Origin of the sequence: Pseudomonas granadensis, assembly GCF_900105485.1 — a bacterium.
Classification (GTDB): Bacteria; Pseudomonadota; Gammaproteobacteria; order Pseudomonadales; family Pseudomonadaceae; genus Aquipseudomonas; species Aquipseudomonas granadensis.
The window spans coordinates 364,220-387,440 of sequence record NZ_LT629778.1 but is presented as its reverse complement, the minus strand read 5'-3'; the positions used below and the strand labels follow the sequence as shown (position 1 = coordinate 387,440).

The following is a 23,221-nucleotide window of genomic DNA, read 5'->3' as shown; positions in this document are numbered from 1 at the left end:
GAGAGCCTTTGATGACTGCGAAGTTGGAAAAAGTTCTGATCGCGAACCGCGGTGAGATCGCCCTGCGGATTCTGCGTGCCTGCAAAGAGATGGGCATCAAGACCGTCGCCGTTTACTCCAAGGCCGACAAAGAGCTGATGCACCTGGGTCTGGCAGACGAATCCGTCTGCATCGGCCCGGCGTCTGCCTCTCAGTCTTACCTGCACATCCCGGCCATCATCGCCGCCGCTGAAGTGACTGGCGCTACCGCCATCCACCCAGGCTACGGTTTCCTCGCGGAAAACGCCGATTTTGCCGAGCAGGTCGAGAACTCCGGCTTCGCCTTCATCGGCCCGAAAGCCGAAACCATTCGCCTGATGGGTGACAAGGTCTCGGCCAAGCACGCGATGATCGAAGCTGGTGTGCCAACGGTTCCTGGTTCCGACGGCCCACTGCCGGAAGACGAAGAAACAGCGTTGCGCATCGGTCGTGAAGTCGGCTACCCGGTGATCATCAAGGCCGCTGGCGGCGGTGGTGGTCGCGGCATGCGTGTGGTGCACAAGGAAGAAGACCTGATCGCCTTCGCCAAACTGACCCGCACCGAAGCAGGCGCGGCGTTCGGCAACCCGATGGTCTATCTGGAAAAATTCCTCACCAACCCGCGCCACGTCGAAGTGCAAGTGCTGTCCGACGGCCAAGGCCACGCCATCCATCTGGGCGACCGCGACTGCTCGCTGCAGCGTCGTCACCAGAAGGTTCTCGAAGAAGCGCCGGCACCGGGCATCGACGAGAAAGCGCGTCAGGAAGTCCTGGCTCGTTGCGTCAAGGCGTGCATCGACATCGGTTACCGCGGCGCCGGCACTTTCGAGTTCCTCTACGAAAACGGTCGCTTCTACTTCATCGAAATGAACACCCGTGTTCAGGTGGAGCACCCGGTTTCGGAGATGGTCACCGGTCTCGACATCGTCAAGGAGATGCTCAGCATCGCCGCTGGCAACAAGCTGTCGTTCACTCAGGATGACGTGGTGATTCGCGGTCACTCGCTGGAGTGCCGGATCAACGCCGAAGACCCGAAAACCTTCATGCCGAGCCCGGGTACGGTCAAGCATTTCCACGCCCCGGGCGGCAATGGCGTACGCGTCGATTCGCACCTGTACAGCGGTTATGCCGTTCCGCCGAACTACGACTCGCTGATCGGCAAGCTGATCACTTACGGCGCGACCCGCGACGAAGCCATGGCCCGCATGCGCAATGCCCTGGACGAAATCGTGGTCGACGGGATCAAGACCAACATCCCGCTGCACCGTGATCTGGTCCGCGACGAAGGCTTCTGCAAAGGCGGTGTGAACATTCACTACCTCGAGCACAAGCTGGCCAAACAGTCGTAAGACTGCACCGGCGTGAAAAACCCGATCCTTGCGATCGGGTTTTTTATGTCTGCAACAAACACATCAGTTCATCAACACCATCGAAAAAGCCTGCTCGTCGATCATCGCGGCGGTGGCCCGACGGCCGACCTTGTCGACGACGTTGCCCGAGCCATCCTCATACAACGGCCTGCTGCGCACCCGCTGCATAAAGCTCGTCGCGCGCGTCGAGACTGCGTCATTGGCATACCGCGCCCGCTGCAAAACCGGCGTATACAACCGCTCGACCTGACTGGCGGATGTCTTGAACACGGTCGATACACCGTTGTGCAGATTCAACGACACGGCGTAATTGTTGCCAAGACAAGAGGAATAGGACCAGTAATCCCAGGTCGGTCGCAGCCCTTGCTGCCGCAATACGCGCCTGACCGATCCGCCGATATCCGTGCCAGTCAACCAGTCGCCGCCGACCAGCGTAGCGCGAACATCCTTGGTCGAGCCTCCCAATCGTTTCATCACGTCCCGAACGGTGCGTTCGATCAGCGAGCGAATGTTGTGATCGAAATGGACGACCGCGCCAACCTTCGTCAGCGGGTTGTACATCGAGGCGATGACACAGGTCTGCGCGTTCAGCGAAAACAGATAATTATCCTTCGACCCGGCAACGAACTTCGCGACCACAGCCTCACCCTGCATTGCGCCCCGGTTGAGCACCGGCTCGACACGCCCGGGAAATGCGTTGCGCAGATTATTCACATGGCCAAGATTGCGCACCTGATCATTGCCGCCGCGCAGCCCGACACGGTCATGGGTCCACTTGCCGTTGGCTGTCAAACGTATAGGCCGCTGATAAATGGCCGCGGGGCGACGGGCATCAATCAAGCTGAGCCCACCGAAATGCGGATTTTCCCGGACCTGAAAATACCTGCCTTTGTTGTGGATGTAATAGCTCGGTTGAGGCTGCCCGGCGCTTGGCGGACTGCGCCAGGTACCGAAAAACACCGTTTCTTCAGTGACCCGCTGCAACTGTTCGGGCGCCTTGCCGACGGCCTGCCCGGCGCGAAAACGCACCTCCCGGACTGCCGGCAGTGTTTCCTTGCGAATCGGCGTCAGCGTCTCGAGGCGTTCGGCCAACAATGAGACCGGCCTCGTCGTACGCTTCAGATTACTGACCGTGCCTGCGAGGAACTTGACCGCGCTGCCGGCACCCACCATGGCAAACAGCGCGCCCCATGATGCCTCCAGCCAATGAACGAGCGCGCCATCAACATCGCCCTCCAGGTGCGCCGCGACTGCCTGGCCGGCGCTGACCGCGATGAATACAACATCCAGCAGCAAGGCAAACGGCGGAAACACCATACAAAACGGCGCCGCGCCGAACATCAGTCCCTTGACCACTTGTCTTTCGATCATTTCCGCACGGCTGGTGGTGATGTCCTCCACGTCCGTGACCGTACGCTCGATGTAAGCGTTGAACTCATTGCGCGCGTCAATCACTCGCTGCGCTTCGTACAGCGTATCGACGCGCTGTTTCTTTGCCGCTATCGCGCGCAATGAGCGTGACACGGTATTGCGCGCAGCGACGGGGCAGCGCGCCATCAGGTAGTCATGCAATGTACCGGCGACTTCGCCCTCCAGTGACAGATACGGGCGCACCGTCAGACCGTCGGAAGCATCCGGCGTGTATAGCCACCGGGACGGTTCGGGCTGGCAACAGATAAAAACGTATACCCCCAGCACGACGTTATGGCGCACGGTGAACTTGAACACGCCGTCGCTCGCAGCAATGTCGGCACCCGGCACATGCGCTCCCGACGTTGACGGTTGGCTGAGCAGCGAGACCTGACGGACCAGCGCCGAATACACCGCATCGCTCAAGCGTGCCTGACTTCTGGCAATGCGCAGGTCACGATCCATTTTCGACAACAGCACATTGCGGTAGCCGAACCGACGCAACTCGTAGGCTTCATCGCGAGCGTCCAGGTATTGGCCACGAATCTCTTTCGCGTACTTGTCACCCAGCCAGGCCCCGCGCATGTACCGCACCAGCTCGGCGCTGCGGACCTGACTCAAATCCTGGCCGACTGACGAGCGCACGCCTTTTTTTGGATGTTCGATGCCAGCGTTGTCATCGTAGCCGTAGATCGCCAGATCGAGCAGACTGGCTGATGGCTGCTTCCTGCGGTCGGCAACGCCGGGGCTGTAGTCGATCAACACGGTGCCCGGGTCGACCGGCTCAAGCACACTCTTGCTGCGCATATACGGCGCAATCGCTGCGGCAACCGTGCGCCTGGCGAAGTCGACGAAAACTTCGAAACCGCCCAGCAATTCATTGAAGGTCTGCTGATGCACCACCAGTTCCTGGTTCAGGCTGCTGATGCGCCGGCGGGCCTCAAGACCCAGCGTCGTGTACCAGCGCAGCGCGTTGTCCTCCTCGACGCGCTGCAGATTTTTTGCCAGACCCATTTTTACCGCGGCTTCAACGCCTTCGGCGAACGTAACGGGTGCGCGACGAATGTCACTGGTCATTCCCCAGAGAGCCGGGCTCGCCGACACGGCTAACAGGTAATCCCGCGCCTTGCGATGCGCAGTGGGTGAAAGTTGCTGCAACAGGTATTCGCGCCCGGATTCGCTCTGCGTCCAGCTCCAGACCTCTCCGGTCAACGCCGACAGCGAACGCAAGCGCACCCATTCCTGGCCATCTGGCTTGTTCGGCGCGTACAGCAAAAGATCCTCGACCTGTTGCGCAGTCTCTTCGCGATAACACACCAGCAGGTCAGCACACTGCATGCCGTTGGGCAGCGTCAGCGCAGCGAATCGCAGAGTTTTCTCTGTGACATCTGTAGCCCACGCCTGACCGAGGCGGTCATGGTCGGCCACGGTCAGATGCCCAGCGCAACGTGCAACGAACGCGCTTTGTTGGAGCCGCGCGACAAGCCAGTCGAACGAGGCTTTCTGCACGCCTTCGCGCTCGTACTGCCGGGCCAGAACTTGCAGGTAATCCGCCGGACAGTCCAGCTCTGCCAGCATGTCGGCAACGAATGTCGGCGTCAGAGGCTGATTGCGTTGCGAAGGACCACTGGTAACGTCCAGCACCGCAACGAAATCCTTACCGATCGGCCCCGCCGCGAGCAATTCGCTCAGGCTGCGGTTCTGCGTTGGCTCGCCGACCGCCGAGCGCCATTTCAAGCGCACCTCGATGCGGTCCGGTTCTATTTCGATGTCGAGTTTGAGCAGAAGGTAATCGATCGCTTGTTGACGGGCGAAGGCGCGCAGCGATCCATAGCCTTCCAGCAGGTCATCAAGCGCGGCCTGGGCCAGTGACGTCTGTTGCTGATACTGGCGCAATCTGGCGCGGTCCGGTTCGTTCAGCACTCGCAGCCAGTGCGGCAAACTCGCGTATGACTGCGCTTGAAGAATTTTCTTTTCCGCACCGGTTGCCAGCGCGGTCAACCGATACCGGCGAGCGTTTCGGCCCTCAATCTTTTCGATTTGCCTGCGCAATCGATCCAGCGTCAGGTTCGCGAGCCGGTCTGCGTTGAACAGCGCGTCGATATCGTCGATAAACCGCTGCAGCTTGCGCACGACGAGGCGATCGAACGCCGCCTCCTGCCCCTTGGTTTGCCAAAGCTCTTGCAGGTAATTTTTGTACTGAGCGAGGAAATGCTCGGCAACGCTATCTACCGTCTGGATAACCGCTTCGCGTTGGCTGGCAGGCAAGCCGCGATCGGCAGCACCCGGCCAGCGATACGGAGCGTCGCGGATTGCCAGGTACATCAAAGGCTTGCCATCGATCATTTTCTGCACAATCGCATCAAGCAGGACCTGTACAAAACCCGGATCGATATTGCCGTCAGGGTGATGACTGCGCAGTTCGGTCAATGCGAAATCTTCCATGGCCTCGAACAAACTCATCTGGCTGCTCAGGCGCTTGTCGATCAACACCTGCCAACGCGTAATCCGCAGCAAAACCTCCTGCACCGTCCCTGCAGACGCAGCGGTGGCTGCGGTTTCTTCTACAATCCCTTGTTGAGTTGCCATATTCCCGGCCCGTTGTTGCGTAGAAATGAGCCTCCACTGTATTTGCCGACCAGCGCGCTCAGGCGATACAGCGGTATATCGCGTCCGCGAATGTGTAACAGCAGACCGGCTTGTCCACTTTGCTGGCGACCTGGCGTAAACTGCGCGCTTTTGCAGCTTCGGGCTGCCCCACAGATTTCAAAGGTAACCGCCATGCCCTGGCTGCAAGTCCGTCTCGCCATCACCCCGGAACAAGCCGAAACCTACGAGGACGCGTTCCTTGAGGTGGGCGCTGTGTCGGTGACGTTCATGGACGCTGAAGACCAGCCGATCTTCGAGCCGGAACTCAACACCACCCCGCTGTGGTCGCACACGCATTTGCTGGCGCTGTTCGAGGGTGGTACTGAACCGGAACCGGTTCTGGCTCATCTGGAGTTGCTGACCGGCAGCCCGCTGCCCGAGCATCACAGTGAAGTGATCGAAGATCAGGATTGGGAACGCAGTTGGATGGACGGCTTCCAGCCGATGCGTTTCGGTCAGCGCCTGTGGATCGTGCCGAGCTGGCACGCTGCGCCGGAACCTGACGCAGTCAACCTGCTGCTGGACCCGGGCCTGGCCTTCGGCACCGGCACGCACCCGACCACTGCGTTGTGCCTGGAATGGCTCGACGGCCAGGATCTGAAAGACTGCGACGTGCTCGACTTCGGTTGCGGCTCGGGGATTCTGGCGATCGCGGCGCTGCTGCTGGGCGCGAAACAAGCGGTCGGCACCGACATCGACGTGCAGGCGCTGGAAGCTTCGCGCGACAATGCCGGGCGCAACAATATCGCCGACGAGCTGTTTCCGCTGTACCTGCCGCCAGATCTGCCGCAGGTCAAAGCCGATGTGCTGGTCGCCAATATCCTCGCCGGCCCGCTGGTTTCGCTGGCACCGCAACTGTCTTGCCTGGTCAAGCCCGGCGGGCGTCTGGCGCTGTCGGGCATCCTCGCCGAACAAGGTGACGAAGTCGCCGCCGCTTATGCACAGGACTTCGATCTCGACCCGATTGCCAATCGCGACGGCTGGGTGCGCATCACTGGCCGTCGGCGCTAATATGAGCGCCTGCATAAACCGGATCGCCGCATGACCGACAGCTTCGTCACTCAGTGCCCGCATTGCCAAACCAGTTTCCGCGTCAGCCATGCTCAATTGAGCGTGGCCCGCGGGGTGGTTCGCTGCGGCTCCTGCCTGCAAGTGTTCAACGCCGCCAAACAGTTGCTCGAACAACACGCCGGCAAGGATGCACTGACGCCCATCGCGCCGGCGCAGGCTGAAGCACCATCACCTGTTGTCGGTGAAACGCCAGCGCCACGCGCGATCAGCCAAAAGCAGTGGAACGCTTCGGAACTGGATCTCGACAGCCTCGACCTGGATCAGGAACTGGCCCGTCTTGAGCAGCGCGAAATCCAGCCGGTCACCGAACCGGGGCGCACTCGCGAGGACGCCCTGAGTGCACGCCGCGACAGCCCCGAACCGGATGACGCGGCATGGCCAGGCAGCCTGTTCAGCGAACCGGCCGATGAGCGCACATCGAAGCCGGATGGCGAGCCGGACATCGAAGCCATCGAGACCCTCGAACCCGAACGCACCGAGCCCTCGCTGTCGCTGGAACCGGTGGACCTAGATGACGAGCCGCGCATTCCGCAGTTGCGCCTGCACGACCCGATCGACCCGAATGCCCGCCGTGAACGGCTGTCGGCCAGCGACGACAGCGATGATGACGATTTGCCGTCGATCGCGCCGCTGCGCAAAAAGCGCGAACGTGCCGAACCCGGCGTACGTGCCGAAGTCCTGCAAGACCTGACCGACGATCCGCTGCAACTCGACTGGCAAAAACGCCGCTCGCCCTGGGGCCGACGCCTGCTCTGGCTGCTGCTGGTGCTGATCGCGGCGGGTTGTCTGGCGGCGCAGTACATCGCCTATCATTTCGACGAACTGGCCCGGCAGGACCAATACCGCCCATGGTTCCAGCAAATCTGCCCGCAGATCGGCTGCACGGTGCCGTCCAAGGTCGACATCGCCAGAATCAAGAGCAGCAATCTGGTGGTGCGCAGCCATCCGGAATTCAACGGTGCACTGGTGGTCGATGCGATCATCTACAACCGGGCGACGTTTTCCCAGCCGTTCCCGCTGCTGGAACTGCGCTTTGCCGATCTCAATGGTCATCTGATCGCCAGTCGTCGCTTCAAACCCGGCGAATACCTCAAGGGCGATCTTGAAGGCCTGCCGGAGATGCCGCCGCAGACGCCGATCCACATTGCACTGGACATTCTCGATCCAGGCCCGAAAGCGGTGAATTACAGCCTGAGTTTCCACTCACCCGAGTGAAGCCCGCGTGGTTTGTGGATTGACGGCGGTTTTCTGACTTCGCCGTGCACGACCAAACCAGCGGCGATAACAAAATTACTGTTCAGATTTTGTTCAATTCAGCCTTTAACCAGTCATCGAGAGCGGGTATCATGCCCACCCTTTTTCGAACTCTCATGATCCGGCCCCACCTCAGGGAAGTCCTATGTCGGCGGTACGCATCGGCCCATACACATTGCAGAACGGCTTGATTCTTGCCCCGATGGCGGGCGTCACCGATCAGCCCTTTCGTCAGCTGTGCAAGCGTCTGGGCGCAGGGCTTGTAGTCTCGGAAATGGTTACCAGCGACATGAGCCTGTGGAACACCCGCAAGTCGCGCATGCGCATGATCCACGAAGGTGATCCCGAGCCACGCTCGGTGCAGATCGCCGGTGGTGATGCGCAGATGCTGGCGGAGGCGGCCCGGGCCAACGTCGAGCTGGGCGCTCAGATTATCGACATCAACATGGGTTGCCCGGCGAAGAAGGTCTGCAACAAGGCCGCCGGCTCCGCGTTGCTGAAGGACGAAGCACTGGTGACCGAGATCCTGCAGGCCGTGGTGGCTGCGGTGGATGTACCGGTCACTCTGAAGATCCGCACCGGCTGGGATCGCGAGAACAAGAACGGCCTGACCGTGGCGAAAATCGCCGAACAGGCCGGGATCACTGCGCTGGCCGTGCATGGCCGCACGCGCGCCGATCTGTACACCGGGGAAGCCGAGTACGACACGATTGCCGCGATCAAGAAGGCGGTGTCGATTCCGGTCTTCGCCAACGGCGATATCGATTCGCCAGAGAAGGCCCGTTACGTGCTTGATGCGACCGGTGCCGATGGCCTGTTGGTGGGTCGTGCCGCTCAAGGGCGGCCATGGATTTTTCGCGAGATCGAGCACTTCCTGCGTACCGGCGAGAAATTGCCGGCACCGAAGCTGATCGAGGTGGAACGCATTCTGCTGGAGCATCTGGCCGCCCTTCACGCCTTCTATGGGGACGTGATGGGCGTGCGTATTGCGCGCAAGCATGTGGGCTGGTATCTCGCAACCTTGCCGGGCGCCAGGGAGTTTCGCGCCCGTTTCAATCGTTTGGATGGTACGGAAACACAATGCGCCAACGTTCGGGAGTTCTTCGCCGAGCGTTACAAGAGCCTGACAGGGGACGAAGAAGGGGTGGCCGCATGACGATGATGACCGAGACTTTAGTGAGTGGAACAACACCCGTGAGCGACAACGTGAATTTGAAACAGCACCTCAACACGCCGAGCGAAGAAGGCCAGACCCTTCGCGGGAGTGTCGAGAAGGCGCTGCACAATTATTTCGCCCACCTTGAGGGCGCGTCCGTCACGGATGTGTACAACCTGGTGCTCTCCGAAGTCGAGGCTCCCCTGCTCGAAAGCGTGATGAACTACGTCAAGGGCAACCAGACCAAGGCCAGTGAGCTGCTGGGACTTAACCGCGGCACGCTGCGCAAGAAACTCAAGCAGTACGATCTGCTGTAAGCATTCAATCAAACCAGAAAGGCGCCCGCGTAAAAAACGGTCGCCTTTTTTGCTGACTTCCTTTGCTTTTGATGGAAATTGAGATGACCGACCAGACTACCCGCCTGCCGATCCGCCGCGCCTTGATCAGCGTTTCCGACAAGACCGGGATCCTCGAATTCGCCAAAGAGCTGGAAGCTCTCGGCGTCGAGATCCTCTCCACCGGCGGAACGTTCAAGCTGCTGCGTGACAACGGCGTTGCCGCAGTGGAAGTCGCGGATTACACCGGTTTCGCCGAGATGATGGACGGTCGGGTGAAAACCCTGCACCCGAAAATCCACGGCGGCATTCTCGGTCGTCGCGGTATTGACGACGCGATCATGAGCGAACACGGCATCCAGCCGATCGATCTGGTCGCGGTCAACCTGTACCCGTTCGAAGCCACCATCAACAAGCCAGGCTGCGACCTGCCGACCGCCATCGAGAACATCGACATCGGCGGCCCGACCATGGTCCGTTCGGCGGCGAAAAACCACAAAGACGTGGCGATCGTGGTGAATGCCAGCGATTACACCAGCGTGCTGGAAAGCCTGAAGGCCGGCGGCCTGACCTACGCGCAGCGTTTCGACCTGATGCTCAAGGCTTTCGAACACACCGCCGCCTACGACGGCATGATCGCCAACTACATGGGCACGGTGAATCAGGCGGCTGAAACCCTCAGCACTGAAGGCCGCAGCGAATTCCCGCGCACCTTCAACAGCCAGTTCATCAAGGCCCAGGAAATGCGCTACGGCGAGAACCCGCACCAGAGCGCGGCGTTTTACGTTGAAGCCAGGCCTGCCGAAGTCGGCATCGCCACCGCGACCCAACTGCAGGGCAAAGAGCTGTCGTACAACAACGTGGCCGACACCGACGCTGCGCTGGAATGCGTGAAGAGCTTCGTCAAGCCGGCCTGCGTGATCGTCAAGCACGCCAACCCGTGTGGCGTTGCCGTGAGCCCGGACGGCGAAGGCGGCATCCGTCAGGCCTACGAACTGGCTTACGCGACTGACACCGAATCTGCATTCGGCGGCATCATCGCCTTCAACCGTGAACTGGATGCCGAGACCGCCAAGGCGATCGTCGAGCGTCAGTTCGTTGAAGTGATCATCGCTCCGAGCGTGAGCGCAGAAGCCCGCGCCATCGTCGCTGCCAAAGCCAACGTGCGCCTGCTGGCCTGCGGCGAGTGGTCGGCAGACCGCGCCGCCGCGTGGGACTACAAGCGCGTCAACGGTGGCCTGCTGGTGCAGAGCCGCGATATCGGCATGATCAGCGCCGATGACCTGAAGGTTGTGACCAAGCGCGCCCCGACCGAGCAGGAAATTCACGACCTGATCTTCGCCTGGAAAGTCGCCAAGTACGTCAAGTCCAACGCCATCGTCTACGCGAAGAACCGTCAGACCATCGGTGTCGGCGCCGGCCAGATGAGCCGCGTAAATTCGGCACGTATCGCCGCAATCAAGGCTGAGCACGCTGGTTTGCAGGTCGCCGGTTCGGTGATGGCCTCGGACGCGTTCTTCCCGTTCCGCGACGGTCTGGACAATGCGGCCAAGGTTGGCATCACCGCGGTGATCCAGCCGGGTGGTTCGATGCGTGATGCGGAAGTGATTGCAGCAGCCGACGAGGCCGGTATCGCGATGGTCTTTACGGGTATGCGCCACTTCCGTCACTGAAATACGGCAGCTACAAGTCTCAAGCTGCAAGCTGCAAGAAAGAGCAGGCATGTGTCGCTCTTTCTTGCAGATGCAGCCTTATTAATTCAGAGCCGTAAGCTGTCGTTAAGAGCCACACATTCGCTCTTGCTTGCAGCTTATAGCTTGCAGCTTTCTCCGAAGGAGTCTTTCTTTGAACGTTTTGATCATTGGCAGCGGTGGCCGTGAACACGCTCTGGCCTGGAAAGTGGCTCAGGATCCGCGCGTGCAGAAGGTTTTCGTCGCGCCGGGCAATGCCGGTACGGCAATCGAAGCCAAGTGCGAGAACGTCGCCATCGACGTGCTGGCGCTTGAGCAACTGGCCGATTTTGCCGAGAAAAACGTTTCCCTGACCATCGTCGGCCCGGAAGTGCCGCTGGTCGCCGGTGTTGTCGATCTGTTCCGCTCCCGCGGCCTGGATTGCTTCGGTCCGACCGCCGGTGCTGCGCAGCTCGAAGGCTCGAAAGCCTTCACCAAGGATTTCCTCGCGCGCCACAAGATCCCGACCGCCGACTACCAGAACTTCACCGAGATAGAGCCAGCGCTGGCTTATCTGCGTGAACAAGGCGCGCCGATCGTGATCAAGGCCGATGGCCTGGCGGCCGGTAAAGGCGTCATCGTCGCCATGACCCTGGCTGAAGCCGAAGACGCCGTGCGCGACATGCTCGCCGGCAACGCGTTCGGCGACGCCGGTTCGCGGGTGGTCATTGAGGAGTTCCTCGACGGCGAAGAAGCCTCGTTCATCGTCATGGTCGACGGCAAGAATGTCCTGCCGATGGCCACCAGCCAGGACCACAAACGCGTCGGCGACGGCGACAGCGGCCCGAACACCGGCGGCATGGGTGCTTACTCCCCTGCCCCGGTGGTCACCGCCGACGTGCACCAGCGCGTGATGGACCAGGTGATCTGGCCGACCGTGCGCGGCATGGCCGACGAAGGCAACGTTTACACGGGCTTCCTCTATGCCGGTCTGATGATCGACAAGGCCGGTCATCCGAAAGTCATCGAGTTCAACTGCCGCTTCGGCGATCCGGAAACCCAACCAGTGATGCTGCGTCTGCAATCGAGCCTGGTGTTGCTGGTCGAAGCCGCACTGGCGCAAGCGCTGGACAAGGTTGAAGCGCAGTGGGATCCACGTCCTAGCGTCGGTATCGTGCTGGCCGCCGGTGGCTACCCGGGTGACTACGCCAAGGGTGCGCCGATCAACGGTCTGGAAGCAGCGGCAAGCCTGGAAGGTAAAGTATTCCACGCCGGTACCGCCCTGCAAGACGGCGCCGTCGTCACCGCCGGTGGTCGTGTGCTGTGCGCAACGGCCATGGGTGCAACCGTGGGTGAAGCGCAGCAGCAGGCGTACAAGCTGGCTGCGGCCATCGACTGGGAAGGCTGCTTCTATCGCAAGGACATTGGCTACCGTGCCATTGCCCGTGAACGTGGCGAAACCCAGCAATAAGCTGAGTCATGCCCGGCGTGGAATGTCCTTCCTCGCCGGGCTGTTCTGCCGCCGCGCGTCGTTATATTCTGGCATCAACCTACGAAGGGATTTCGCCGTGCGCTGGCTCAGGATTGCCATAAGCTTCACCGTCACGCTGCTGACCTTGCTCTGCATGCTTCCGGCCCTCGCCGGTCAAGGCAGTGGCTGGTCGGTATTGCTTGACGATCAAGGCAACCTGCAACTGAGCGATATCCGCTCTGCCCGCTACACCAATCAATTCAGCCCCATCGAACTCGACCGCCTCACTGCGGCCGCGCCCGATGGCGCCTTGTGGCTGCGTTTCAGGCTGGCGCCGGGAAAGCATGAACAGGTGCTGCGCATTTTTGCCCCGGACCTTTCGCAGCTCAATCTGTATGTGCTCGATGGCGACAGGCTGATCGAGCAACGCAACACCGGCACCGACCAGCCTCAGGCCGAACGACCGCTGCCGAGCAGCGACTTCATGCTGCCGCTGCCGCAGAGCGAAAAATCGCTCGACGTCTACCTGCGCATGGTTTCCGATCATCAATTGCGCCCGCACGTGACGCTGCAATCGGCGGTGACGAGTGCGGCCGACCACCATCAGACGCTGCTGTTCGGCATGCTGTTCGGCTGTCTGGCCATGCTGTTGTTGCACAATCTGGTGCGCTACGCCTATTCGCGTTCGCGCAGCAGCCTGTGGCTGGCGGTCTGCGAGGGCTTGCTGGGGCTGAGCCTGTTGCTGCTGCTCAATCTGGCAGGTCCGTGGCTGCCGAACTGGCATGCGGTGCAGACCCCTGGCGCGTACCTGGCGCTGCTGCTGACCGCGCCGGCCGGTTTGATGTTCGCTTACCGTTACTTCGCCCCGCTCGGGCCGCACCCGCTGAACAAACTGCTGCTTGGCGACATCCTGCTCATCGTCACGTGCAGCCTGCTGCTGTTGTTCGTCAACACCCTGCCTTTGAACATCATCACGTATGCGCTGGTGGCGCTGGCCGGCCTGAGCATGTTGTTCGTCGGCTTCTACCACTGGCAGAAAGGCTACCGCCCGGCGCGGCTGTTTGTTGCGGCGATGGTGGTGTTCAACATCGGCACGCTGATCATTCTGCCGGCGCTGCTGGGGCTGACACTGGTATCGCCGCAAGGCCTGATCATGATTCTGATGGTGTTCATCTGCATCAGCGGCTTGCTGATGAGCGTCGCCCTGGGCGAGCGTCAGCGCAGCATCACCGAGAGCCGTTTCAGCGTCAGTCGCGATCTGGCTGCGAGCAACGCCGAGATCAACGCCAAAGCCGAGTTCCTCGCCAAGATCAGCCACGAAATCCGTACGCCGATGAACGGCGTACTGGGCATGACCGAACTGTTGCTGGGCACGCCGTTGTCGGTCAAGCAGCGCGACTATGTGCAAACCATTCACAGCGCCGGCAATGAACTGCTGACGCTGATCAACGAGATTCTCGACATCTCCAAACTCGAGTCCGGACAGATCGAACTGGACGACGTGCAATTCGACCTCAACGCCTTGATCGATGACTGCCTGAGCATCTACCGCGCCAAGGCCGAACAGCAGAACGTCGAGCTGATCAGCTTCATTCAGCCGCAAGTGCCGCGGGTCATCAGCGGTGACCCGACCCGTCTGCGCCAGACATTGCTGAGCCTGCTGGAAAACGCCCTGAAGAAAACCGATGAAGGCGAAGTGCTGATCGTCGTCGCCCTCGACGAGCGCAGCAACAAGCCACGTTTACGCATTGCCGTGCAGGACAGCGGCCAGCCGATGGAGCAGGAAGAACGCGACGCGCTGATGCACGCCGAACTGCACAGCAAGCACTTCCTGTCGGCCAACCGCCTGGGCGGCAATCTGGGGCTGGTGATCGCGCGGCAACTGATCCGCCTGATGAATGGCGAATTCGGCATCAAGAGCGGCGCCACGCAGGGCAGTACCTTGTGGCTGACACTGCCGCTGGATCCCGATCGCCTCGAACACCCGACTTCGGACCTCGACAGCCCACTGCAAGGCGCGCGGGTGCTGGTGGTCGATGACAACGACACCTGCCGCAAAGTGCTGGTCCAGCAGTGCAGTGCCTGGGGCTTGAATGTCAGCGCCGTGCCGTCGGGCAAGGAAGCGCTGGCCCTGCTGCGAACCAAGGCGCACCTGCGTGACTATTTCGATGTGGTGCTGCTCGATCAGAACATGCCGGGCATGACCGGCATGCAGCTCGCGGCCAAGATCAAGGAAGATCCAAGCCTCAATCACGACATCCTGCTGATCATGCTCACCGGCATCAGCAATGCGCCGAGCAAGATCATTGCGCGCAACTCGGGGATCAAACGCATCCTCGCCAAACCGGTGGCAGGCTACACCCTGAAAACCACCCTGGCCGACGAGCTGAACCAGCGCAACAAAGGCCAGACTGTGTTTCAGCCGCAAGTGCTCACAGCGGCCACGGCGGCGAAAGTACCCAGCGATTTCCGCATCCTCGTGGCCGAAGACAACACGATTTCGACCAAAGTGATTCGCGGTATGCTCGGCAAGCTCAACCTGCAGCCGGACACAGCCGCCAACGGCGAAGAAGCGCTGCAAGCGATGAAGGCCCAGCGTTACGACCTGGTGCTGATGGATTGCGAAATGCCAATTCTCGACGGCTTCTCGGCGACTCAGCAATTGCGCGCCTGGGAAGTCAGCAACCAGCGTATTCGCACGCCGATCGTCGCGCTGACCGCGCATATTCTCGCTGAACACAAGGAACGCGCGCGTCAGGCCGGCATGGATGGGCACATGTCCAAACCCGTCGAGCTGTCGCAGTTGCGCGAGTTGATCGAGCATTGGGTGGCCCAGCGCGACCAACAGAACCGCACCTCGACGCAACCTTCGTAAGCCGACAGGCTTTGCGGTGCCTGATAGACTCCTTACGATTCCCCCGCCAGTGAGCCTGCACCCATGCTCCATGTGTTGTTCAGCGTTTACCTGAAGATGCTGGTGCTTTACAGCCCCTTCTTCGTGTTGTCCTGCTTTATCAGCCTGACCCGCGGTTATTCGCGCAAGGAACAACGGCGCCTGGCCTGGAAGGTCGCGGTGGCGACGCTGGTGTCGAGCGTCTTGCTGTACCTGTTCGGGCGGGTGATCTTCGATGTGTTCGGCATCACGGTTGATGCGTTCCGCATCGGTGCCGGCAGCGTGCTGTTCATTTCCGCGCTGGGCATGGCGCAGGGCAAGCCGGCGGTACAGGCCGATAACGTTCAGCAGGACGTCACCATCGTGCCGCTGACCATTCCGCTGACGGTCGGCCCCGGCACCATCGGTGCGTTACTGGTCATGGGTGTCAGCCAACCGCATTGGGACGACAAGCTCACGGCAATCATGAGTATTGCGCTGGCCAGTTTCACGGTGGGCGTGGTGCTTTATCTATCGAACCGCATCGAGCGAATTCTCGGTGATCAGGGCTTGCAGATCGTCAGCCGCTTGATGGGCCTGTTTGTTTGCGCGCTGGCGGCGCAGATCATTTTTACCGGAGTCAAAGGTTATCTGGTGCCTTGAGCGCCCGCGGCTGTACGCACAGGACAAGAAAAACGCCGCGAACGGCAACGTTCGCGGCGTTTTTGTGTGCAGGCTCAACCCGTCAAGGCAACTGTTCAATCACAGCCGCCAGCGTAGCGGTGGCGTCGCTATCCTGTGCGGCCTTGAACGCCAGCAACCATTGCTCCAGCGCGACCAGATACAGGCGACCCGAGACACTGAGCGCCAACTCGCAGGCGCTCTGCTCCTGGGCGTGGCGCACGATCAGACTGCGACCATTGTCCGGATCGGCAAGCAGCAGCTCGTCATCGACCCGCGACATTAACCAATGCCCACATTCCCCCACGTCGAGCGCGAGCAAGCCTGGCTCCGACGCTTCGCTGGCGGACGGACGCCGCACATCGACGACAATGCAATCCAGACGCTGCCAGCTTTCGGCCGAAACCCGATAGCCCTCCGTGTGCGAACCAAAGCTCAGGATCAACGTGTCCACGCCGTCAACCAGCAGCGGCTGGACTTCGGTGAGGTCATCGCTCACTTGCAGCATCATGACCTGCGCATCACGCTGGGCATGGCTCCCGGCAACCAGACGCTGTCGGTAGTTCCGGCACTGAAAACCAGCTCGTCGATCGAGTCGAGCAACAGCGGATTATCGGTATCGCGCGTACCGAGGAACGTCGCCCACCGGCCATCCTCCCGGGCGGACACATCGAACAGCCGATTCAGCGTCGGCACGTAATATTGGTAACGATTGCCGGTATTTTCGACGGGCAGGAAAGCGGCATGGGCTTGCCCGTGCAGCAGTTGCTTCAAACGCTCGCACAATTGTGCGGGCGTTTCGCCGAGGCGCCAGGACCAACGATTTTCCGTGCCGACAATCCGCGCCGGTTGTTGATCCTGCAGTTGCAGCGTCACGCCTTCGCGGGTGCGTCCGAGCAGGCCATCGCCCTGCGGCAGGACTTCGCCGAATGTCCACGATGACCAGACCGGTTCGGCCTGTGGCAAGGCCTGGCGATGCTGCACGACGCTGCCGTTGCCGAACGCCGCACGAGCTTCCTCGAATGACACCAGCGTCTGCCGCCAGATTGCTCCGGCATCGGAATCCAGCAGCCAAACGGCTTGCCGGTCCGGCGTCAGGCCCAGTAACGTCAGCTCACGGTTGCCAGGCGTTTGCGCCAGTACCAGCTTTTCGTCCACGCACCACGCCGCCAGAAAGGGCTGGCCTGCCTGGGCGCGCAAGCCGATGATCGCAAATGCTGCGCTGTTGTATTGCCTGGCCAGCGCCGGCAGTGCGGCCAGCCAGTCGGGATGTTGTTGCAGCCAGCGCTGGCTGAGGCCGACGAACTGCAGCACGTCCCTATCTATCTCGGACAACCAGTTATCCTCACGGGCACCGAGGTCGATCTCGAACAGTCGTCCATCGCTCAACGTGGCGAGATAGCTGTCACCGACACGTCTGATGTCAACCACATCCCGCGCCAGCGCTTGCTGCATGAAAACATTGTCACGCAGTTCGATGCCATGACTGAGCATCTGGCTCTGCTTGCTGTAGAACAGCCGTGCCGTGGCCGGATCAGCGGATCGCGGCATGAGCAACACTCTGTCCGCGTCACTGAGCGGGTCGGCGCGGAAGTAGCGGCCGTTTTCCGCGCCGATCCAGGCTCGCTCGAGCAGTTGATCGAAGGAATAAGCCTGTGCATGAATATACGGTGCGTAGCGCCATGTGCTGATGGCCGGAGCCATGCCGGGGGTTTCGTCGGCATAGGGGCGAGGCGGTTTCTGGCGATGACGGAAAAACACGATCCGGCTGCCTTCTTCAGGTTTGAGGGGGGAATTTTCCAACCCGCGCGACCTTAGCGTGATGGCGGTCAGTGTCACGTCCTTGTCAGCCAGATGAAATTCCAGCGTGGTTTGCACGTTGAGGTTTTTCCGCTCGACCAACTGCTGCGAGACGCGCAGAGTGCCGTCTGCGAGTTGCGCGAAAGCGCTGATTTTCGTGCCGGGTTCCAGACTCAGCAAACGATAGCGCTGCACGACCAGCCCGCTGAGCACATTGACGCGCCAGACGGTGGCGTGATCGGGATGATAAAACCACGCTTCATCTGCCGTGGCGGCGCCCAGCAGCAAGCCATCGTTGACCGCGCCAGGCAGGTTGCGCGCGTATAACAGGCGTCTGCGCGGGCCATCGTAAAAAGCCGTGGTCCTCAGCGGCTGGCTGGCCGGGGCGAACGGCACGTTGAATCGCTCAAGCCTCAGATAGCCGGCGGCCAGACGATCCTCGTCACCGTGTTTGCCCAGTCGTGCAAGGACATCGCGGGAATGGTGGGTATCGCCAAGGGTAACGGACACCAGGCGCAATGCATTGTGCTGCCAGTCCAGCTCGTACAGTTCACCTCCGGCCAGTTCGATCAGCCCCTCGAAAGCCGACAGCACGATGCCGTCAATCGTCAATTGACGCCCCGCCAGATATAACCGTGGGCCGTCGTCATCCGCAATCACTGCATCAGCAAAGCGGACCTGCTCGAGATTGACCCAGGGCGCATGCACCAGCCATTTGCCAAAGCCGTTGAGTGTCACTTCGCGCAAACCGGGAGTCAGGCGCAACTGACAGTGACCGGGGGTGGCGGTGATTTCATAGGACAGTTTTTGCTGCCACTCCACCGGCAACGTCGGCACCGCCAGCTGACGAACCTGCTCATTGAGTTGCACGCGGATCGAGGTCGGTTTATAGACCGGGTGCAGCTTGTAGAGAATGTGTTTGAGCGACGGCGTGCTGTGGAGATAGAAACGCCGGTTGCCTTGCTCGTCATATTCAAGCTTGTCCGCCAGGCTGTTGCGCAATTGCGGATAACGGGTATGGATGCGCTCATCCAGTTGCGTCACCAGCGTATCGCCCAGGATGGTGACCGGATGAAACGCTGCGTACCAGTGCGGCTCGGCATGTTCACTGGAACTGCGCGGTTCAACCCGCTCGTCCACCAACGGCTCATAGACATAGCCGGCGCCCCCCAGTTGATATTCGTAACCGTAATAGCAAAGCGGCGTGCAGGGCAGCACCACGGTATGCAGCGCAGCATCGTCGCGGATATCCAGCGTTGCGCTCTCGCCCAGACCGAAGGCCTGGCGAATGTTCAGCGATCGGTGGATCTGCTTCGGATCATCGTTGTACTGCGGTAACTCAAGCGGGCCGCCGCCCCACGGATAAAACCGCTGGCTGTCAAAACGAACCTGCCGGTCTTGCAGATCAAGCTGGGTAATGACGGCTTCGGGCGGGAACTGCAGCGTCCCGTCGGCAAAGGTAAAAGCGCCTGGCTGGTAAGCGTTGTGGATGGCACGCAAATGATTGCCGACCGCCGTAGCCTTGTCGGCGATTTGCCCCAGATTGCTGGCAATCGCGGTGGCACCGATGCCGATACCGAGCAACGGCACCGACAGAATGGCTGCCGCCGCGCCGGCCGTTCCACCGACTGCCAGCGCGGCAATGTCCAGCCCCAGTGCCGCCACATTGAACGCCAGCGACGTGGAAAAACGTGAGCGCTGCTCGTGGTTCTGCGCCAGCGAAAGGTTGTAGATGTCGAAGCCGATGTTGACCAGCGAGAACGCAAAGCCGACACCAGTGGCTGCCGGCCCGAGCACACGGCCGACCAGTGACGACTGACGCAACAGCAGCGCTTGCTCACTGGCTGCCACCTGCCGCACCAGGTTGATCACCTGAGCGGTATCGCTGACCACGCCGAAACCCAGTTGGGCATAACTGACGTAGACCTGCACTTGCAGGGCAATTGACAGGGCTGGCAACTGATCGCCAGCCTGGTAATCGCGCTGGCGCATTTCGGTGACCAGGGTCTGGATCGCAAAGGCAAAGCTCAAGCGACTGCCGCCGTCAGACTCAGCGGGGGCCGCGGGCTTGGCCGCTTTGACCAACCGCTGCAGATGCTCTTTGAGCGTGTTGAATCGCGGGTCGATTGTACTGACCGTTCGCGCCTGACGGGGGTTTTGCGCATCGACCAGGGTCAGCGAAAAAGCGCCGTCCGCCTGCGGCTTGAGGGTGTCGAGCAACGGCAGATATTCGCGCCCGAGCGAGTGTTCACTGCGCAATTGCTGCGTGGCCTCGCCGAATGCCTGCGCCCAGTACCGTGCATCCACTTGCGCCAGGCTTGTGCCCATGCGCGCGTTTTCGCTGAGCGAGCGCTGGCGCGCCAGTGCTTGTCTGGCCCAGACCGAGGCACGGCGCGAATCGCTCGAAGGCGAGTGCAGAAAGCTGTCCAAAGGCAACCCCGCCGACAGCTTGCGCGTGACGATGGCATCCGTGTTCAGCTCGACCACATTGAATTGTGCACCAGCCATGTCACCCAGACCGTAGAGCCTGGCCAGTTCGCTATCGCCTGCGCTGAGATAACGCTCCACGCCGAGCTTCGCCTGGGCACCTTCGGCGAACGCATAGATGGCAAAGTTGGGGTCATAGAAGCGGTAGACGAACCGGTCGCCCACTTGCACCTTTGCCAACAGCAACGCGTGATCGCCAGTGTCGAGCAACAGGACTGCAGGTGTACTTTTTGCTTCCAGCGTCTGCATCAGCGTATCCAGACTCTGCAAGCCGCGAGCCTCCCCGATGGCACTCGTCGGCAACGTCCGCAATTCGTTCAGCGCACTGAGCAACGCCCGTGAGCTGGTGTGTTCAGGACTGATGCTGGCCGTCGCGACATGCCCGACCAGCGTGCGCTCGGCCGACTCGCCGGCAGCCACGGCGGCGCCAACCAACAATGCCAGCGGATAGCAGCGGCGCCCTGGGTCGCTCGCTCCCTGCATGAGTAAGTCCTGCGACAATTGCCGGGCCGAGGTCGCGCCGGCGCTGATGAACATTTCCCGCACCTGCGCACTGCGCTGAATGATCCGGGTGCGGTATTCACGCTGCGCGGTGCGCTTGATCTGCCCAATACGCTCGCTCCATTGCCGCACCGTCAGCGCTTCGAAGAGCGCCTGGACCTTGAGTTCACGCGCAGTCAGCACTTCATGCGCCTCACCCCGCGTCAGTGCCGTCGCGAATTCCGGCCGCTGGTGAAGGGCTTTTTCGATGGCGTCAAAACGCGCGAAAGTGCCGTCTCCATCGGTTGCCACGGCAAGCTCACGCACGGTCTGCCAGACGCCCGCAAAACCCGCATCGTCCAGACTGTCCGCTCCGAAAATTCCACCGAGCATGACCCGCACCAGCGGACTGAGTTGTTGCAGCGGCATCGCGTCGTGGGCAATCCGACTGAACAGTTCGTTGAGATTGCTGGTCGTTTCGGCGCCGTGGGAAACCGGCAGCTCGCCCTGCGGTTGCGCAGCAATCAACTGCCGCGTGTCGAAGCCGATGGCAAAAGCATCGGTGAAGGTGATCTCACCGCTGAGTTTTTCGCGCATGGCCCGGACAAAGGGCTCGCCGAGGTCATCCATCCATTGCTGCAGGACCGACGTCAGCAATACCGGTTTACCGCCCACCACCGGCCAGCCCTGCTTGAACGTCAGCGTCTGTTGCGGTTTGAGCAGATCCGCCAGTTGGCCGGTATAACGCGACTTGAGTTTGCCACTGCGCCATTTTTCCTGCTCTTTGGCCAGCCACTGCGCCTCATCGTCATTGACGGTCCAGCCGGAGATCATTTCCTCCTCGGTAAAAACGTTATAGCCCTCAACCAGTTTCAGATGATTGCGGATGCGGTCGATCTGCTCGGGCAGCAAATGTTCTTCGATGTATTTGGTCAGCCCGGCGGCCGCTGCCCCCGGTCCGGTAAGGGTGATCGTGCTTCGAGCACCGACCCGAATGCCGTCCTGATAATAGGAATGGATGGCTTCGATGAGCCTGCCTGCGGCGAAATGGATCGTTGAAGACGGGAATTTCTTTTGCGCGAGCACTTCATTCACGACGTTCTGAATAACCGCGATCAAACGCCCCGCGTCGTTCATATCGATACCGGCGGCGATCGCACGACGCTCCACTTGCAGCAGGCAGTCATAATTCAGACGGATCATCTGCATGTAGGCCATGGTCATGCCACTGCCTGCGTGGGCGAGCATATGCGCGTTCATTTCCCCCGCAACGGATACCCCATGAGCCGTTCCCAGACGCATCGCATCCCGTGGTACCGAATGCTCCTGCGGGGCGACGAAGATCTCCCCTGGAGGATGCTTGTTGCGAGCAAACGTCTGCAACGCCTCCCGATCTGCAGCAGAAATAGTCTCTACTCTGTCGAGATAGCGATGCCGGTCACGACCCGGCATCAAGGTTTCATCGTTATTGAGCAACACTTGTAATACGCCAATACGTTGTTCTTCGCTGTAACCGCTGATATCCACGCCACCCAATTTGTCGGCCAGCGGTGGCAAGTAATCCATGTCACTGTAACGACCACCCTCCAGATATTCAGCCTGCAAGCGCACAACATCACTGGCCGCTGCGAAGTTGCCGCGCATCGCCACTTCACGTTGATAGACATCCTCTAGAAAATGTCCGGCAAACTCACGATTGACATCGCGCAACTGCAAGTCGCTGCCGGCCATTTGCTGATGGCTGTGCAAACATTCCTGCCGAAAGTTCTCCAGTATTGCCCGGTCTTTACCGTAGGCGCGCACCATCAATTCAATACGGGCCTGATCGGCTTTACCTTGCCATTGCGGTTGTTGCAGAAACGTGAACATCTCGTGCTTCAATACTCGCGCCCGGTCTTCGATCATCTTCGCCAACTCGCCGGGCTTGCTCACGGTGTCACCACCCGACTCCATCGCATCGACGCGGGCGCTGTCGGAGATGACCCGATTCATTTCGAAAGCCAGCAAGGCATCGCTGTCGTACCAGAGATTGAACTGGTAGCCCTCTGTGGCCAGGACCTGGCGCCAGACATTCATGTAATCACGCTGGATAGCGCCGACCTGGCTGCCGCCGACCCAGACAAAATGCATTGTTTTTGGCACTGGCACGGGTACGTCACTGAACATGCTCACCGTTGCCGCCAGGCGCGCCGCGTAATCGCGCAGCCCATTCTCGATTCGATCAATGGCCACCGGCATGGGCGCCGTCTTGCGCTTGGCCAGGCGCTCGAAGTTGTCGAGGAAAAGCGTTACGACTTGCAGTTTTTCAGTGAAATCCGAGGCCCTGCCGGCACTCTCGTAAAGCGCTGCCAACTCGGCATATTCGCCAGTAGCGGAAAACTCCCTCAAGGCGCGTTGCAGCGCTGAATAATCTTCGGCAGAAATAAGATCCGCTTCGCCGACATACTGTTCCATGACACCCATAAGCCTTCATCCCTGATTCATTAAAGTGAACCTG

12 protein-coding genes are annotated in these 23,221 nt (G+C 60.7%); 9 read left to right on the top strand and 3 right to left on the bottom strand.

Features of this window, described 5'->3' with window-relative positions:
* Window positions 1-11 precede the first annotated feature (11 nt).
* Window positions 12-1,367, top strand: coding sequence for an acetyl-CoA carboxylase biotin carboxylase subunit (gene accC / locus BLU52_RS01590; protein WP_090281050.1), 1,356 nt, complete (start codon window positions 12-14; stop codon window positions 1,365-1,367).
* 63 nt (window positions 1,368-1,430) lie between these two features.
* Here the strand turns inward: accC and BLU52_RS01585 are convergent, their stop codons facing one another.
* Window positions 1,431-5,387 (bottom strand): type III effector 1, encoded by a 3,957-nt coding sequence (locus tag BLU52_RS01585; RefSeq protein WP_090281048.1) that lies wholly within the window; start codon window positions 5,385-5,387, stop codon window positions 1,431-1,433.
* A gap of 192 nt (window positions 5,388-5,579) precedes the next feature.
* On the opposite strand from BLU52_RS01585, the gene prmA reads away from it, so the two are divergent.
* The 8 genes from prmA (at window position 5,580) to BLU52_RS01545 (ending at window position 15,939) form a co-directional block, all read left to right on the top strand.
* Complete coding sequence (gene prmA, locus BLU52_RS01580; RefSeq protein WP_090281045.1) at window positions 5,580-6,458, top strand: 50S ribosomal protein L11 methyltransferase; 879 nt, start codon at window positions 5,580-5,582, stop codon at window positions 6,456-6,458.
* 30 nt (window positions 6,459-6,488) lie between these two features.
* Window positions 6,489-7,733: a DUF3426 domain-containing protein gene (locus BLU52_RS01575; RefSeq protein WP_090281042.1), complete on the top strand. Its 1,245-nt coding sequence runs from the start codon at window positions 6,489-6,491 to the stop codon at window positions 7,731-7,733.
* Between the two features lie 184 nt (window positions 7,734-7,917).
* Window positions 7,918-8,928 carry a tRNA dihydrouridine synthase DusB gene (gene dusB, locus BLU52_RS01570; protein WP_090281039.1) on the top strand — a complete coding sequence of 337 codons (1,011 nt, stop codon included), beginning with the start codon at window positions 7,918-7,920 and terminating at the stop codon, window positions 8,926-8,928.
* A complete protein-coding gene (gene fis, locus BLU52_RS01565; protein WP_002555375.1) occupies window positions 8,925-9,245 on the top strand; it encodes a DNA-binding transcriptional regulator Fis in 321 nt (106 codons plus the stop codon). The genes dusB and fis overlap by 4 nt, the downstream gene beginning before the upstream one ends.
* Before the next feature lie 83 nt (window positions 9,246-9,328).
* A complete protein-coding gene (gene purH, locus BLU52_RS01560) occupies window positions 9,329-10,936 on the top strand; it encodes a bifunctional phosphoribosylaminoimidazolecarboxamide formyltransferase/IMP cyclohydrolase (protein WP_090281036.1) in 1,608 nt (535 codons plus the stop codon).
* A gap of 172 nt (window positions 10,937-11,108) precedes the next feature.
* A complete protein-coding gene (purD, locus tag BLU52_RS01555; RefSeq protein ID WP_090281033.1) occupies window positions 11,109-12,404 on the top strand; it encodes a phosphoribosylamine--glycine ligase in 1,296 nt (431 codons plus the stop codon).
* A 97-nt stretch (window positions 12,405-12,501) separates the two neighbouring features.
* Window positions 12,502-15,279 carry a hybrid sensor histidine kinase/response regulator gene (locus BLU52_RS01550; protein WP_090281030.1) on the top strand — a complete coding sequence of 926 codons (2,778 nt, stop codon included), beginning with the start codon at window positions 12,502-12,504 and terminating at the stop codon, window positions 15,277-15,279.
* Window positions 15,280-15,342: 63 nt separating this feature from the next.
* Window positions 15,343-15,939: a MarC family protein gene (locus BLU52_RS01545; RefSeq protein WP_025111770.1), complete on the top strand. Its 597-nt coding sequence runs from the start codon at window positions 15,343-15,345 to the stop codon at window positions 15,937-15,939.
* 82 nt (window positions 15,940-16,021) lie between these two features.
* On the opposite strand, the gene BLU52_RS26910 is transcribed toward BLU52_RS01545, so the two are convergent.
* Both BLU52_RS26910 and BLU52_RS01540 read right to left on the bottom strand, forming a co-directional pair.
* Complete coding sequence (locus BLU52_RS26910) at window positions 16,022-16,468, bottom strand: hypothetical protein (RefSeq protein WP_231988001.1); 447 nt, start codon at window positions 16,466-16,468, stop codon at window positions 16,022-16,024.
* Window positions 16,465-23,187: a TcdA/TcdB pore-forming domain-containing protein gene (locus BLU52_RS01540; RefSeq protein ID WP_231988000.1), complete on the bottom strand. Its 6,723-nt coding sequence runs from the start codon at window positions 23,185-23,187 to the stop codon at window positions 16,465-16,467. Before BLU52_RS01540 ends, BLU52_RS26910 begins: the two co-directional genes overlap by 4 nt.
* Between the last annotated feature and the right edge of the window lie 34 nt (window positions 23,188-23,221).

What these genes read in the sequence shown, in the direction of transcription:
- purH (WP_090281036.1), top strand. Translation starts at nt 9,329, where the DNA reads ATGACCGACCAGACTACCCGCCTGCCGATCCGCCGCGCCTTGATCAGC.
- prmA (WP_090281045.1), top strand. Translation starts at nt 5,580, where the DNA reads ATGCCCTGGCTGCAAGTCCGTCTCGCCATCACCCCGGAACAAGCCGAA.
- dusB (WP_090281039.1), top strand. Translation starts at nt 7,918, where the DNA reads ATGTCGGCGGTACGCATCGGCCCATACACATTGCAGAACGGCTTGATT.
- fis (WP_002555375.1), top strand. Translation starts at nt 8,925, where the DNA reads ATGACGATGATGACCGAGACTTTAGTGAGTGGAACAACACCCGTGAGC.
- BLU52_RS01545 (WP_025111770.1), top strand. Translation starts at nt 15,343, where the DNA reads ATGCTCCATGTGTTGTTCAGCGTTTACCTGAAGATGCTGGTGCTTTAC.
- BLU52_RS01575 (WP_090281042.1), top strand. Translation starts at nt 6,489, where the DNA reads ATGACCGACAGCTTCGTCACTCAGTGCCCGCATTGCCAAACCAGTTTC.
- accC (WP_090281050.1), top strand. Translation starts at nt 12, where the DNA reads ATGACTGCGAAGTTGGAAAAAGTTCTGATCGCGAACCGCGGTGAGATC.
- BLU52_RS01585 (WP_090281048.1), bottom strand. Translation starts at nt 5,387, where the DNA reads ATGGCAACTCAACAAGGGATTGTAGAAGAAACCGCAGCCACCGCTGCG.
- BLU52_RS26910 (WP_231988001.1), bottom strand. Translation starts at nt 16,468, where the DNA reads ATGATGCTGCAAGTGAGCGATGACCTCACCGAAGTCCAGCCGCTGCTG.
- BLU52_RS01540 (WP_231988000.1), bottom strand. Translation starts at nt 23,187, where the DNA reads ATGGGTGTCATGGAACAGTATGTCGGCGAAGCGGATCTTATTTCTGCC.